A 15,117-nucleotide genomic window follows, 5' to 3' on the forward strand; every position below is an offset into this window, starting at 1 on the left:
TGAGACTTTAAGGTCGTTTTTTCTATTCCACAGTAACTGATTTTGCCAGATTGCGGGGCTTGTCTACATCAAATCCTCGTTGCAATGTCGCATAATAAGCGATCAGCTGGGTAGGGATCACAGAAATCAAGCTGGTCAATAATGGATGGACTGTCGGTAAGATGATCTGGTCAGTCTCTTTTGCCAATTCTTCGCTGACTATAGTCAATGTTTTGGCACCGCGACTTTCGACTTCCTTGAGGTTGCCGCGAGTATGAGAACCAGTGATCTCTTCCGTGATGATTCCGATAACCGGTGTATCTTCTTCGATCAATGCGATCGTTCCGTGTTTCAACTCGCCGGCGGCAAAACCTTCAGCTTGGATGTATGAGATCTCTTTCAGTTTCAGGGCGGCTTCCAAAGAGACATAATAGTCATTGCTGCGGCCAATATAAAAAGCGTTTCTGGTGTCTGTCAAATAATCGGCGGCCAGTTCTTGGATCAACGCTTTTTCGTTGATGACTGTTTCCATTCCTGAAGCGATCAATCCCAATTCGTGAGCGATATCCAGTTCAAGGGCGATAGGATTTGCTTGATATTCCCCAACTTTTTTAGCTAAAAGCGCCAAGACAGCGATCTGAGCGGTATAGGCTTTTGTAGATGCTACCGCGATCTCTGGTCCTGCATGCAGCAATAGTGTATAGTCTGCTTCTCGAGACAAAGTCGATCCGGCAACATTTGTGATCGTCAATGAAGGGAAGCCGAGCTGATTGGTTTTTACCAATACTTGACGACTGTCGGCGGTTTCTCCGCTTTGAGTCAAATAAATGAAAAATGGTTTTTTAGATAACAACGGCATATCATAGCCGAATTCACTGGAAAGATGGACTTCGACTGGGATTTCAGCTAATGTTTCAATGAACTTTTTCGCTGCCCAACCGGCGTGACTGCTGGTTCCGCAAGCGACGATATAGATGCGGTCGCTTCCCGCTAGCTCTTTGATCAATTGAGAGTCCATAACGATCTGACCGTCTGTAGTGTAATGTTCAACGATTCGACGCATAACAGCCGGCTGTTCATCGATCTCTTTCAGCATATAATAAGGGTAGGTACCTTTTTCGATATCAGAAGCATCGAAGGTTGCTTGATAAGGCGCACGTGTGATTTCATTCCCCGCGATATCTTCAATAGTGATATGATCAGCGCGAACGGTCACCATCTCGCCGTCTTCTAATTCAACGAAACGATCCGTTTGATCCAGCATTGCTAGAGCATCACTGCAAAGCACATTGAAACCATCACCTAACCCGATCAATAACGGGCTTTTATTTTTTGCAACATAGATAGTTTCAGGGTCTTTTCTGTCTACTAATGCAAAGGCATAAGAGCCGCGGATCAATCCAAGTGTTTTTTTGAAGGCTTCTTTGACTGTAGTACCGGAAGCCATCATTTTTTCTACTAAATGAACAACGATCTCTGTATCTGTTTGACCGATGAAATGATCTTCTGAAAGATATTCTTGATGCAATGCTTCGAAATTCTCGATCACTCCGTTGTGGACCAAGACCAATCGTTGGCTGGCAGAAGTATGGGGGTGGGCGTTTGCTTCACTAGGTTTTCCGTGAGTTGCCCAGCGAGTATGACCGATTCCCATCGTTCCTGTAGTAGAAGGGGTGATCTTTTCTTCCAAGTTTCTGATCCGACCTTGCGCTTTAACTAAATGAGCTGTTTCAGCGTTTGCCACGAACAAACCGGCTGAATCGTATCCTCGATATTCTAAGCGTTCCAATCCTTTTAAAATTACTTCTTCTGCATGTTCTTTTCCAATAATTCCTACAATTCCGCACATAATGACTTTCCTACTTTCGCTATATTCATTATATGTTTCTATCTGCGCGACAAATGGTTTGTTTAAGCCTCACGACTTTGTTTTGTATTTGTCTGTAGAGTGCAGTCCCTAGAGTCACCCGCCGAATTTTCGATAAACTCTTTCCTCGTCATCTGTAAAGAACAGATCTGGCGCTGTTTCCTATTGGTATAGATTACTCCTTTCTATCTTTTTTATAGAAACATACTAATAGAATAAAATTAATTACATTTGATGTCAATTATTTTTTTATTTTAATTATATTGGTATAGTAGTTATTGCGGAAAACTGGTCTTTGGAGCAGCCGAAAAAGAAAAAGCAGGTCTTTGAATAGCATGAGGAAAAAATTTACTATCATATTTGATTACAATTCGATACAATTAGGAGGTATAAAAGGAGTGAGAAGATGGAAAATCAAGTACAGTGTATGACGTTCAAAGAATTAAAGGACATGCTGCATGTATTGGAAGAAAATCCTGAAGTAACAGATGAGACCAAGATTTTTTTAGATACTGGCTGGGATAGTCTGCAAGAAATTCTTCCTGGTGCTGTCTCAACCAGAGAGGCACAGACTTTCCAAGTGGAAGATCCGTTGACGAAAGAAACATTCCAAGGATATTCTTTAGTGGAAAAAGCGGAAAAGATGCATGCAAGTGGTGCGAAAGAAACGGTGATCGTCATCGAAAATCTATATTAAAGAGGAGTGGAAAAAATGAATAAGCGCAGATGGGTTGCTGTGGCGATCGCTGTAGGGCTGTTTGTAGTTTCAGCGGCATTTTCTATGATGGGGCCGTCTAAAGCAGAACAGGAGCAGACGCTGCAAGGGATCAATGCTTTGCTATATGGCAGTAATGAGCTGACGGAAGTGGTGGAAGAAAGCGGGAATACCGATGAACGCATCGTAAAATTATCACTGAATGGAACCATCGCAGACTCTGGACAGAGCGGTATGTTCAGCACAGAGACCTATAATCATCAAGATTTTCTCAGTCAGTTACAAGCGATCCAAGAAGATTCCTCGATCAAAGGTGTTTTATTAGAAGTCAATACACCCGGCGGCGGTGTTTATGAAAGTGCAGAGATCGCCAAAGAATTGCAGAAAATCAAAGATCTGAAGATCCCTTATTATGTTTCTATGAAAAATATGGCGGCAAGCGGCGGCTATTATATCTCAGCAGGCGCCGACAAGATCTTTGCGACAGATGAAACTCTTACTGGTTCCATCGGAGTCATCATGTCAGGGATCAACTACACGGGATTATTTGAGAAATTAGGGATCGAAGACCAAACTTATAAAAGCGGTGCTTTAAAAGATATGGGCTCGGCACAGCGCAAACCTACTGAAGAAGACAACAAAGTGATGCAAAGTTTCGTCGATAGCGCGTATGGACGTTTTGTAAATATTGTCGCTAAAGGACGTCACATGTCAGAAGAACAAGTTCGTAAATTAGCGGACGGCAGAATCTATGACGGTGCCCAAGCAAAGGAAAATGGTTTGGTAGATGAGATCGGTTTTCCTGAAGATGCCTTGGCACAACTGAAAAAAGATCAAAAATTGCAAAATGCCGAAGTTTTTTCTTATGAATCTGCTAAAACCGGCTTTGCTTCCAGCTGGCTCGGTTCTAAAATAGCGGAGTTCCAAGGGCTGAAAATGTCAGACACGAATCGGGTATTTTCTTTATTAGAGAGCATCGGGACTGCTGAAGCGCCAAAACCTTTGTATTATTACGGAGGTGAATAAAGATGTCAGAAGAAAAATTTCAACAAGAAACACCGGATTCTTTATATGATTCTCAGGAAATGTCCTACGATTCTTTTTCAACCGAACCGGATCGATCAGGACCGCAAGTCGGACCAGATACTCCGCGGGAAAAACAATCTATGCTTGATCAACAGACCCCATTTACGCAAGAGCAGATCACAGAGCGGCAAAAAGACTGGCAACGGTTTGAAGAACAAGAAGACGACTATCAGCGCAATCAATTTCCTCATTATTTTTATGCCGGCTTTTGGATTCGTTTTTTCGCGTTTTGTTTGGATTTGTTGTGTATCCAAGCCATCACTTCAGGAACGATCGGGCTGGTATATCGCTTACGGGGGCTGACTCCTGAAAGTAATTTTTGAGTATCTACGGGTTAGCCAGTTTATTGATTTACCTGCTTTATTTTATTTTACTGACAAAACTCAACAAAGGGCAGACGATCGGAAAAATGGTCTTCGGCATTCGGGTAGTCAGTTTGGACCAAGCGGAACTCAGTTGGACGACAGTGCTCGTTCGCGAGGGTGCCTGCCGGTTTATTTTGAAAGGTTTTCCTTTTATCTTAGGCTATCTACCGGCTGCTTTTTCAAACAGAAAACAGCATGTGGGAGATTATTTTTCAAATACAGCAGTCGTTACGCTGAATTTGATCAAAGCCTTCAATAAAGAAGTCAAAGCTTAATAGAGATAAAAAAATTGAATAAACTTGGCGCATCACTTTTTTGAAGATGTTCCAAGTTTATTTTAAAGGAGTTAGTTGTATTGGGAGAAACCATCCAATTTCCAGATGAATATCAGCGGTATTTATTGAAAGCCAATCAACTGATGGATCAAGGTGAGTATCTAAGTGCCGCCAGCTATTTCGAAAGAGCTTACCGTTTAGCCCCAAGTTTTGCTGTGAATTATGCATGGGTCCGTTCCTTGATCAAGCAAGAAGCGTTTGATCAGGCATTGACAATCACTGATGAGTGGTATCATGAATATTTTGAACATCCAGAAGGGTTTGTGGTGTATGCTCAGATATTGATGCTCAGCCGGCGCTTTTTAAAGGCGCGGAAATATCTATTGGCAAAAAAGAACGCCGGATACAGCAATGAAGCAGTATTGGAAGAATTATTTCAGCAGCTTTCCCAGTTGGAAAATGTCCAACAACTGATCGATCCTGAATCCGTCTTGCATAAGCGGCGGTTATTAAAGCAATTAGATGGGGCTATAGGAGCGATCACGCAAAATGATTGGGATGTTCTGACACAGAATATCACCTATCGTTCCTTTGTTTCTTTGCTGGGAGAGTTTTTGCCGAATGTAAGAAATCCCTTCGTTCGACCTCGTTTAGTCGAAGAATTAGTGAAATTGGATTGCGGCAAGATTTTCATCATTCAAGATTTTGAGGGACATGAGCGGGAATGCCAGCCTAACTTGCTGACGTTACCGGAAAACTCGGAAACGCTGAGAAAGATGGTCCGTCATGTCGAAGAAACTCTTGGGCAAGATGATCCGGCGCTTTCAGAAGCGATCATTGCTGAGATCAGAGCCCACGCAGCGATCGCTTTTCCATTTTTACCGCAAGATGATCAGCCGGAAAAATGGGCGGAAAGCTATGTTCTGGAATACGAAGAAATGTTTGGTAATCAGCAAGCACAGCAAGAATTGGAAAACTACCAAGAGATCCAAAAGCAAAAGCAGCGGTATCGGCAGATTTTCCAACAATTAATCTAGGAAAATCGCTGGAAATCATGAAAGTTTCTACCCTAAATATTTACATTTTAAAAGGGTTAGTGTACTATTGAAAAGTATGCATGAAGTTATTTCATATGTAAAAGAATAAAAACATTCGGAGGGAAACACATGACTGCAAAATGGGAAAAAACAGGCACCAATGATGGTGTATTGACATTTTCAATTGCACAAGAAGAAATTCAAAAAGGGCTGACAGAAGCTTTCAATAAAGTAAAAGGCGGCTTGAACGTGCCAGGCTTCCGTAAAGGGAAAGTATCTCGCCAAGTATTCAACCGTATCTACGGTGAAGAAGCATTATATGAAGATGCATTGAACGCTGTATTACCAGAAGCGTATGAAGCAGCAGTTGCAGAAGCTGAGATCGATCCAGTTTCACAACCTAAAATCGATGTTGAAAGCATGAACAAAGGGGAAGACTGGACGATCAAAGCTGAAGTTACAGTGAAACCTGAAGTGAAATTAGGCGAATACAAAAACTTGACTGTTGAAAAACAAGACCGTGAAGTAACTGACGAAGATGTTGACGCACGTATCAAACGTGAACAAGAACAACAAGCTGACTTAGTGATCAAAGAAGACGAACCAGCAGAAAATGGCGACACAACTGTGATCGACTTTGAAGGTTTCGTAGACGGTGAAGCATTTGAAGGCGGCAAAGGCGAAAACTACTCTCTAGAATTAGGTTCAGGTTCATTCATTCCAGGATTTGAAGAACAATTAGTTGGACATAAAGCCGGCGACGAAGTAGAAGTAAACGTTACTTTCCCAGAAGACTATCAAGCAGAAGATCTAGCTGGCAAAGAAGCAGTCTTCAAAGTAACTGTTCATGAAGTGAAAACGAAAGAACTTCCTGAATTAGATGATGATTTCGCAAAAGATATCGACGAAGAAGTTGAATCTTTAGCTGAATTAAAAGAAAAATACCGCAAAGAATTAACTGAATCAAAAGAAAAAGCAGCAGAAGACGCAAAAGAAGAAGCTGCGATCCGTCAAGCAGTAGAAAACGCTGAAATCGTTGACTTACCGCATGTAATGGTTCATGACGAAGTACACCGTTCAATGGATGAATTCTTGAACAACATGCAACGTCAAGGTATCTCACCAGAAATGTACTACCAATTGACAGGTTCAACAGAAGCAGACTTGCACCAACAATTTGAAGGCGAAGCAGAAATGCGCGTAAAAACCAACTTGGTTATCGAAGCGATCGCTAAAGCAGAAGGTTTAGAAGCTTCTGAAGAAGATATCGCAAAAGAAATCAAAGAGCTTTCAGAATCATACAACATGCCTGAAGAACAAATCAAACGTGTGTTGACAGAAGATATGCTGAAACATGATATCACAATGAAACAAGCGGTTGAACTTATCACAAGTACAGCTGTAGAAAAATAAAACTTTCCTGTTTTTTCTTGAAAACAAGACGCAAAAGAGCGCTGATCCTTCGATCCGTGCTCTTTTGTTATTTAAAAGCGGTCAGATACTTGGCACAAGCAAAACATTAACCTCCTTTGCCAATTCAATGTATGATAATGGAAAAGGGAGGATTTTATATGACGAAAAAAGCAGTTTTTGCAGGCGGATGTTTCTGGTGTATGGTCAAACCCTTTGAAGAGCAGCCAGGGATCATCTCGGTAGTGTCCGGATATACAGGCGGGCATGTACCTAATCCGACGTATCAGCAAGTGACGACTGGTACGACAGGACACACTGAAGCAGTAGAGATCGAGTATGATCCAGCCGTCGTTTCTTATGAGCAACTAGTAGAGATCTATTGGCAGCAGACCGATCCAACTGATGCTTTGGGCCAATTTGCTGACCGAGGGGATTCTTATCGTCCTGTGATCTATTATAGTGATGAAGAAGAACGCAGCATTGCAGAGGAGTCAAAACAGAATCTGCAAAACAGCGGCCGTTTTGACAAACCGATCGTGACAAAAATCGAACCGAAAAGCGAATTTTATCCTGCAGAAGACTATCATCAAGATTACTATAAGAAAAATAAAGTCCATTACAACCTTTACCGAGAAGGTTCTGGTCGCGCCGGTTTTATTCGCCAGCATTGGCAAGATAAAAAATGATCACCAGCAACTAAAGATATGGGGTATTTTATTGTGTTTCGGGTGCTTGAACTTCAGAAAAAGTTAAAAGAAACTAAGAATCTTCAAAGACTCAGCCGTGACGCAGAATGTAGCTGAAAGAACTTTTTCTTTTTTTAAAACTATGGTATGATAAAAAAAGACTGTAAAAGTCTTTATCTTATTCCACTCGTTGACGAGTTTGGAAAATTCAAGAGGTGAAAACCATGTACGACAATTCTAACGGTAGTGAAAAGGTACGATGCTCTTTTTGTGGCAAAACCCAAGAGGAAGTCAAAAAAATCGTGGCTGGCCCTGGTGTTTATATTTGTAACGAGTGTATTGATTTATGTAAGGAAATCATTGATGAAGAGCTTTATGAAGAAGCAGTACGCGAGTTCACTGATGTTCCTAAACCTCAAGAGATCCTAGAAGTATTAAATGAATATGTTATCGGTCAAGATCGTGCGAAAAAAGCTTTATCAGTCGCAGTCTATAACCATTATAAACGTGTAAACGCGGAAGTGACGACAGAAGACGACGTCGAGTTGCAAAAAAGCAATATCTGTCTGATCGGACCAACTGGATCAGGGAAAACATTTTTAGCGCAAACATTAGCAAAAACGCTGAATGTACCATTTGCCATCGCTGACGCTACCAGCTTGACAGAAGCAGGTTATGTCGGTGAAGACGTTGAAAACATTTTACTGAAACTGCTGCAAGCAGCAGATTACAATGTAGAACGTGCTGAAAAAGGGATCATTTATATAGATGAGATCGACAAGATCGCCCGTAAGAGCGAGAATGTCTCAATCACCCGGGACGTTTCCGGTGAGGGTGTCCAACAAGCGCTGTTGAAGATCCTTGAAGGGACCGAAGCAAGTGTGCCTCCTCAAGGGGGACGGAAACATCCGCATCAAGAAATGATCCAAATCGATACGACAAATATTTTGTTTATCGTGGGCGGAGCATTCGACGGAATCGAAACCATCGTCAAAAACCGAATGGGAGAAAAAACGATCGGTTTTGGTGCGACAACGCAGAAAATCTCAGAAAACGAGAGTGTAATGCAGCACATCATTCCTGAAGATCTGCTGAAATTCGGCTTGATCCCTGAATTTATCGGACGTTTGCCGGTAATGGCCGCTTTAGATAAATTGACGAATAGTGATTTAGTAAGAATCCTGACTGAACCTAAGAACGCGTTAGTCAAACAATATAAAAAATTATTGTCTCTTGATGACACTGTCTTAGAATTCGAACCAGGAGCTTTAAAAACGATCGCTGATAAGGCTATTGAACGCAATACCGGAGCACGTGGGTTGCGCTCGATCATCGAAGACATCATGATGGACATCATGTTCGATATTCCTTCTCAAAGTTCCATTGAAAAAGTGATCATCACAGAACAAGCGGCAAAAGGGGAAGGTGCCCCAGAAATCATCTACAGTGAAGAAAAAAAAGCAGGTTAACATGAAGCCGGTAGACGAATTTTTCGTCCCGGCTCTCTGTTTGTCTAATGTATGAAAGGAGTCAACTGATGAAAGTCCATTCAGCTGAAATCGTCATTAGCGCCGTTGCGCCAAAACAATATCCTGAAAGCGAATTGCCGGAAATTGCTTTAGCCGGACGCTCTAATGTCGGAAAATCATCATTTATCAATACGCTGATCGATCGTAAGAATCTAGCGCGAACTTCTTCCAAACCGGGAAAAACGCAAACGCTGAATTTTTACTTGATCGAAAACAGCTTATACTTCGTAGATGTGCCGGGATACGGCTATGCGAAAGTCTCTAAGACTGAACGAGCAAAATGGGGCAAGATGATCGAGACCTATCTGACACAGCGTCAACAGCTAAGAGCTGTCGTTTCGCTAGTTGATTTGCGTCATGCTCCTAGTCAAGAAGATATCCAGATGTATCAATTTTTGAATTATTATCAGATCCCTGTGATCGTAGTGGCGACAAAAGCCGATAAGATACCTCGAGGAAAGTGGAACAAGCACGAGTCAATGATCAAAAAGGCCCTGGATTTTGATCCGGCTGATACATTTATTATTTTTTCAGCGGTTACCAAAGAAGGAAAAGAAGCTGCTTGGCAAGCCATTGAAGCGGCAATAGAAAAAGATCAAAACGTTTAGGCGTTTTGATCTTTTTTATTGTCTTTATTTTCATCTTTTTTTTCAGGAGTTAAAAACCGCTCGATCGCTTTGTTTTTTTCTTCTGCGATTTTTTCTTTGTTTTCTGGTAAAATGGCAAATTCTTCAAACATCTTATCCAAGGAATCTTCCCGTTGGAATTTCAATCCCATCTTGGTCACCTCCGTTTTTTCTTAGTTTATCATGAATTGTTTAAATTTTCATTGCTTTCGAGAAGGTCTATTTCTTTTTTTTATGTTCAGCTTTCGTTATAATTAGATTAATAAAAGATTAATGGGAGGTGAGATGATGCAAAAAACAGAACGGATTATGACAACGATCCAATATCCGTCTTTAACCACTCCGATGATTCAACGGCACACTCAAGATTGGTTTGTATTGGTTCGTTTGTTATATTCACCGATTTACATGAAGATCGCTGATGAATCCTATACTGGTTTTTCCCTTGTCCGCTGCCGAAAACTGATCGATAAAATCGATTCTAAATCTGATATTTCGATCGTGATCGGCAACGGCAGCAATGAATCGTCTTTTCATTTAGCTGCCGGCGAATTATTGGAGACCCATGTCATTGAAAAAAATATTTTTATCGACCAACGGAATCTTATTTTGAACTATGTCGAGACCCAGATCAAACAAAAAGGACTGTTTGGGTCGATCCGTTCTTACGATGAATATATCTATCACAATACAGAGCAGATCGAACAGCGGCTGACATTTGAGAGCGCTGAAGAAATCGAAAAACTGCCTAAACGCAAAAATTTTATCGGAGAGGTCATCGTCGATTGCAACCAATTTTCCGGATATGATGTCAATTATCGCGGGTTCTGTTTGACTGCTTGTTGGCGGTTGTATTTGCATACCAGCTACCATCGCATCATTCCGATTCCGTTGATCGAAGATATCCAACAAGTTGAAAAAGTTCAGCGCATCGATGATGTTGTAGTCATTGAATTATTTAAAGACCCTCTGCGTTGGGATGATCCGGTCAACGCCGATTATCAGCGGCTTTTTAGAGACCAGATGGGGATCGATCAGCTAGCGTGGGACAATGGCGTAGGGGTTTTGCGGGAGCCGTTTGTGGAATATGCGTATCTAGGAGATATCATCCAAACTGTTCAGTATCAAAATGACCGTTTACAACCGACTACCAAAAAATGCGCATCTCACTTCGTTACCAGAACCTATGATATTGTCCAACAGGAATATCAGGAAAAAAGAGTGAAGGGCGAACTGAATGCGCGGGCGTATTTTCCTTGGGTAGATGAACAAGGAATGAAGATGATGAATTACTTGGTGCTGAATCCCGAATACTCATTAGACGAAGGTTTTTCAGCATACTTGTTTTATATCCGCAACTATTTGGAGATCAATATTTGTGACGAGAAATATCCCGATTATACCGCGATCTTGAATATCTATCTGCCGGATGAATATGTTAAGCAGGTGCCTTTTAAAAAACTGAAAGAAGCAATGAGCGATATCAAGTTTGGACGTCTGAAACGTCGCAAAGGGAAAGTCTTCTTCGATGTCAAAAAAGGGAAAAATCATTTAAGAGTGATGTTCATCAATTATTCGATTTTTGAAAAATTACAAATGGAAGAGTTAGAGGGAGGATAAATGGAAGAACGAATCTTTAAAAAAGTCATGCTGCCTGTTGCGCTGATAGCTCTTTGTTTGTTTTTTCTGCCGGATTTTGCTTTAAAAATCCCATTAGGACTGCTGCTGTTCATGGCGGGCAGTGTGATCAGCTATTTCTTAAGGGAAAAAACCGCTGATGGGAAGAAAAAAGAGCTGGATAGCTATAATCAATGAGGGATTTTAAGACAAAGAGCCATGAGAGACAAAAAAGGGCGGACTCAAAAATCAATGAGTCTGCCCTTTAAGTTTCATTCTATTTGCTGCGTACTTCTTTTTTCAAGATACCGAAAATAATACCTGAAAGAACAGAACCGACAAGGATAAATAAAAGATACAACAGCGGTTGGCTCAGAAGAAAGACAACGAAGATCCCACCGTGAGGAGCCAATAATTTGATTCCGAATGCACCTACTAATCCGCCGGTAACAGCTGAACCCACGATGAAACTTGGGATCGCCCGCAATGGATCGGCTGCGGCAAATGGAATCGAACCTTCTGTTACGAATGAAAGTCCCATGACGATGTTGGTCAAACCAGCATCTTGTTGGTCTTTAGTGAATTTGTTTTTGAAAAGACGAGTCGCAACAAAGATCGCTAACGGTGGAACCATCCCACCGGCCATGACTGCTGCCATAACGACACTTCCGCCGTCTGCTACCGTACTTGCTAATGTCGCAGTCCCAAAGACGTAAGCCGCTTTGTTGATCGGTCCGCCAAGGTCAGTTGCCATCATACCAGCAAGTAAAGCTCCTAAAAGTGCTGCGTTGGTTCCGCTCAAACCAGTCAAGAAACTATTTAACGCATCGTTGATGACTTTCATAGGAACGTTGATGACCAGCATCAGCAATCCCGTAATGATCAAACCGAAAACTGGATAGAAGAGGATCGTTTTGATTCCTTCCAGTGATTTAGGAAGTCCTTTGAAGATCTTGCGTAGGAAAATGACTACATATCCAGCAAGGAACCCGCCTAAAAGCGCGCCTAGGAATCCGGCTCCGCCCGCGTTAGCTAATGCGCCGGCCGCAAAACCGACAACAAGACCTGGACGATCCGCGATACTGGAAGCGATAAATCCGGCTAGTACTGGCAACATGAAACCAAATGCGGCACTGCCGATTTGGTTGAACCAGCTGGCCACTTCATTGTAATTCCCTAATTTTGCCAATTGGTCTTGAGGAACACCCATGAATTGGTCGATCAAGAAAGAAAGGGCGATCGCAATCCCGCCGCCGATGACAAATGGCAGCATGTGAGAAACACCATTCATCAAGTCTTTATAGATTCGTTGTCCCACAGTTCCTTCTGCGCTATGGTCGTCGGTACTTTGTTGTCCGTCGCCATGGAAGATCGGTGCCTTGCCGCTCAGTGCTTCATTGATCAATTCTTCCGGTTTGCGGATCCCATCGCTGACTGGACGATTGACTAAAGATTTACCATCGAAACGGTTCATCTCGACTTTTTTATCCGCAGCGATGATCACGCCGTCTGCACGAGCGATATCTTCAGCAGACAACCGATTTTTGATTCCTTCCGATCCGTTTGTTTCAACTTTGATGTCAACGCCCATTTCTTTCGCTTTTTTCTTTAGTGCGTCTTCTGCCATATAGGTATGAGCGATTCCAGTAGGGCAGGCTGTGACAGCAACGATATAGCGGCGGTTGTCCGCTATGACCTGCTCTTGTTGTTCTGCAGCTTCTTCTGCGGCTTTGGCTTCTTCCGCTTTTTGGAAAAGCTCTTGGACTTCATCTGGTGTGTTTGCCGCTTTTAATTTATCGACAAATGTTGGATCAATCAATAAACGTGAAAGTTGCGCCAATGCTTGTAAGTGGGTATCGTTGGCGCCTTCTGGAGCAGCGATCATAAAGAAGAGATAGGTCGGCTGTCCGTCAAGTGCTTCGTAATCGACACCGTTTTTGCTTTTTGCGAAAAGAACCGTCGCTTCTTTGACAGCTGCATTTTTTGCATGGGGCATTGCGATCCCATCACCTAGACCGGTAGATGTTTGAGCTTCACGAGCCAAGATTCCTTTTTTGTATGTGTCGATATCAGTGATCCGTCCGACTGCAAACATTTTTTCCACCATCTCATCGATCGCGCTTTGTTTATCAGTGGCTTGCAGATCCATGATCATTGCGTCTTTGATCAGCAAATCTTTGATATTCATAATGGTTCCTCCTAGATTTAAACGATTTTGGTAATGACAACTTCTGGTAACAATGTATCGATCAATTCCCGTGCAGCCAAGTCATCAGAAAAGGCAGTGGCACTGCCGCAAGCAACGCCCCATTGAAAGGCCGTGACAGAATCTTTGGTTTGCGCGTAGTTGCCGATAAAGCCGGCAATCATGGAATCTCCAGCGCCTACAGAATTTTTGACAGGTCGTTTCAATACATTTGATTGATAAACGCCATTTTTCGTAAACAGCAATGCGCCATCGCCAGCCATGGAAATGATCACATGTTGTGCGCCGTCTTCTAAAAGTTTTTTTCCATAAGGCAGGATATCTTCGATCGAATCGAAAGTAGTTTGATACAATTCCGCCAATTCATGATTGTTTGGTTTGACCAATAATGGTTTTTGTTCCAAGGCTTTTAAAAGATCTTTTCCTGTGGTATCAATAATAAATTCTGCGCCTTTTTGGGTGACTAAAGCGATCAGCTCATTATAAAAGCCTTCTGGTAAATTCGCTGGCTTGCTTCCGGAAAAGACTACGATATCCTTATGACTGACAGCGCTCAACACTTTTTTTAATCCTTCGATCTCATCTGGTTGGATGGTAGGACCTAAGCCGTTGATCTCAGTTTCGGTAGTGGATTTCAGTTTGATGTTGATCCGTGTATCTTCTTGGATTGGAGTAAATTCTGCTTTGATCTGTTCGGCTTTTAACCAGCCATTGATGAAGTCGCCGGTGAAACCACCTAAGAAACCGACAGCAGTGGAAGGGACCTCGAGTCTTTTTAAAATCCGAGAGACGTTCAGTCCTTTTCCTCCAGGGAGTTTTAGATCTTTTGTCATCCGATTCAATTGATCGACTTGAAAATCATCGACATGAACGATGTAGTCGATAGAAGGATTGAGTGTAACTGTGTAAATCATTGAGAGACCTCCGTAATAGTAATTTCTTTATAAAGTTCTTGGTGCTCGTTTGGTAAAAAATCAGTGATCAATACGACATCATCTAAAGGAGCGATTTTGGCGAAAGTGACCTGTTGAAATTTTGAATGATCTGCAAGGACATAGCACTGTTCGCTATTGTTCAACGCGGTTTGCTTCAATATAGCTTCTTCAGGATCAGGCGTTGTCAGACCTGAATGACGATCGATACCGTTCGTTCCAAGAAAACTTTTATTGAAACGGTAGCGTTGCAGCTGTAAAAGACTAGTAGTACCCATTGCGGCATTCGTAGAAAGTTTGATATTTCCGCCAATGATCGTTGTATCGATTTGTCGATCGATCAATAAAGCTGCATGCTTGACAGAATTCGTCACAACTTTGATCCCAAGATCGGCAGGAAGCAAAGGAATCATCTCGAAGGTGGTAGATCCAGCATCCAAATAAATGACATCATCCTTGCTGATCAAATCAGCTGCTTGTCGGGCGATCGCTTTTTTAGCTGAACGGTTTTTCATAGTTTTTTCTAACATAGTCGGTTCAAGACTAAGCTGTTGATTTTTTTTCGCTCCGCCATGGATGCGAACCAGCAACTTTTGATCTTCCAATTCTTGCAGATCGCGGCGGATCGTAGACTCGGAAGCATCCAGTTCTTTTGTCAATTCTTGCAGTTTGACGATACTTTTTTCTTCCAAAATTTGTAAGATTTTTCGTTGTCGTTCTTCTGTAAGCATTTACAACACCTCTTCGAATAATATAATAGCATATGATTCATTCAAATTCAATC

The 15,117-nt window shown here is 42.0% G+C and carries 14 protein-coding genes and 1 pseudogene; 10 read left to right on the plus strand and 5 right to left on the minus strand.

The window, feature by feature from the left end; all coding sequences use genetic code 11:
* Positions 1-22: 22 nt before the first annotated feature.
* On the minus strand, positions 23-1,828 hold the full coding sequence (glmS, locus tag EFB00_RS11455) for a glutamine--fructose-6-phosphate transaminase (isomerizing) (RefSeq protein WP_122646921.1): 1,806 nt from the start codon (positions 1,826-1,828) through the stop codon (positions 23-25).
* A gap of 424 nt (positions 1,829-2,252) precedes the next feature.
* Here glmS and EFB00_RS11460 point away from each other — a divergent pair, with 424 nt between their 5' ends.
* From EFB00_RS11460 to yihA, 8 genes and pseudogenes are all read left to right on the plus strand, one after another.
* Positions 2,253-2,543, plus strand: a complete 291-nt coding sequence (locus EFB00_RS11460) for a hypothetical protein (protein ID WP_122646922.1) — start codon at positions 2,253-2,255, stop codon at positions 2,541-2,543.
* 15 nt (positions 2,544-2,558) lie between these two features.
* Entirely contained in the window at positions 2,559-3,587 is a 1,029-nt protein-coding gene (gene sppA, locus EFB00_RS11465; RefSeq protein ID WP_122646923.1) for a signal peptide peptidase SppA, read from the plus strand.
* Positions 3,588-3,646: 59 nt separating this feature from the next.
* Positions 3,647-4,287, plus strand: a pseudogene (locus EFB00_RS13785) (RDD family protein).
* Positions 4,288-4,367: 80 nt separating this feature from the next.
* Complete coding sequence (locus EFB00_RS11475) at positions 4,368-5,324, plus strand: tetratricopeptide repeat protein (RefSeq protein WP_122646924.1); 957 nt, start codon at positions 4,368-4,370, stop codon at positions 5,322-5,324.
* Between the two features lie 129 nt (positions 5,325-5,453).
* Positions 5,454-6,737: a trigger factor gene (gene tig, locus EFB00_RS11480; RefSeq protein ID WP_122646925.1), complete on the plus strand. Its 1,284-nt coding sequence runs from the start codon at positions 5,454-5,456 to the stop codon at positions 6,735-6,737.
* Between the two features lie 158 nt (positions 6,738-6,895).
* Positions 6,896-7,423 (plus strand): peptide-methionine (S)-S-oxide reductase MsrA, encoded by a 528-nt coding sequence (msrA, locus tag EFB00_RS11485; RefSeq protein WP_122646926.1) that lies wholly within the window; start codon positions 6,896-6,898, stop codon positions 7,421-7,423.
* Positions 7,424-7,647: 224 nt separating this feature from the next.
* Positions 7,648-8,892, plus strand: a complete 1,245-nt coding sequence (gene clpX, locus EFB00_RS11490; RefSeq protein WP_122646927.1) for an ATP-dependent Clp protease ATP-binding subunit ClpX — start codon at positions 7,648-7,650, stop codon at positions 8,890-8,892.
* Positions 8,893-8,960: 68 nt separating this feature from the next.
* Positions 8,961-9,560 (plus strand): ribosome biogenesis GTP-binding protein YihA/YsxC, encoded by a 600-nt coding sequence (gene yihA, locus EFB00_RS11495; RefSeq protein ID WP_122646928.1) that lies wholly within the window; start codon positions 8,961-8,963, stop codon positions 9,558-9,560.
* On the opposite strand, the gene EFB00_RS13495 is transcribed toward yihA, so the two are convergent.
* Positions 9,557-9,730: an SPJ_0845 family protein gene (locus EFB00_RS13495; protein ID WP_164709474.1), complete on the minus strand. Its 174-nt coding sequence runs from the start codon at positions 9,728-9,730 to the stop codon at positions 9,557-9,559. The genes yihA and EFB00_RS13495 overlap by 4 nt on opposite strands.
* 136 nt (positions 9,731-9,866) lie before the next feature.
* On the opposite strand from EFB00_RS13495, the gene EFB00_RS11500 reads away from it, so the two are divergent.
* Together EFB00_RS11500 and EFB00_RS11505 are read left to right on the plus strand one after the other, a co-directional pair.
* On the plus strand, positions 9,867-11,198 hold the full coding sequence (locus EFB00_RS11500; RefSeq protein ID WP_122646929.1) for a hypothetical protein: 1,332 nt from the start codon (positions 9,867-9,869) through the stop codon (positions 11,196-11,198).
* A complete protein-coding gene (locus tag EFB00_RS11505) occupies positions 11,199-11,393 on the plus strand; it encodes a hypothetical protein (protein ID WP_122646930.1) in 195 nt (64 codons plus the stop codon).
* 79 nt (positions 11,394-11,472) lie between these two features.
* On the opposite strand, the gene EFB00_RS11510 is transcribed toward EFB00_RS11505, so the two are convergent.
* Genes EFB00_RS11510 through EFB00_RS11520 form a run of 3 tightly spaced genes read right to left on the minus strand, consistent with a single transcriptional unit; the run spans position 11,473 to position 15,064 of the window.
* Entirely contained in the window at positions 11,473-13,383 is a 1,911-nt protein-coding gene (locus EFB00_RS11510) for a PTS fructose transporter subunit IIABC (protein WP_122646931.1), read from the minus strand.
* Positions 13,384-13,400: 17 nt separating this feature from the next.
* Entirely contained in the window at positions 13,401-14,315 is a 915-nt protein-coding gene (gene pfkB, locus EFB00_RS11515) for a 1-phosphofructokinase (RefSeq protein WP_122646932.1), read from the minus strand.
* Entirely contained in the window at positions 14,312-15,064 is a 753-nt protein-coding gene (locus EFB00_RS11520) for a DeoR/GlpR family DNA-binding transcription regulator (protein WP_122646933.1), read from the minus strand. Before EFB00_RS11520 ends, pfkB begins: the two co-directional genes overlap by 4 nt.
* Between the last annotated feature and the right edge of the window lie 53 nt (positions 15,065-15,117).

This window comes from Enterococcus mediterraneensis (assembly GCF_900604485.1).
In the GTDB taxonomy this organism is placed as follows: domain Bacteria; phylum Bacillota; class Bacilli; order Lactobacillales; family Enterococcaceae; genus Enterococcus_C; species Enterococcus_C mediterraneensis.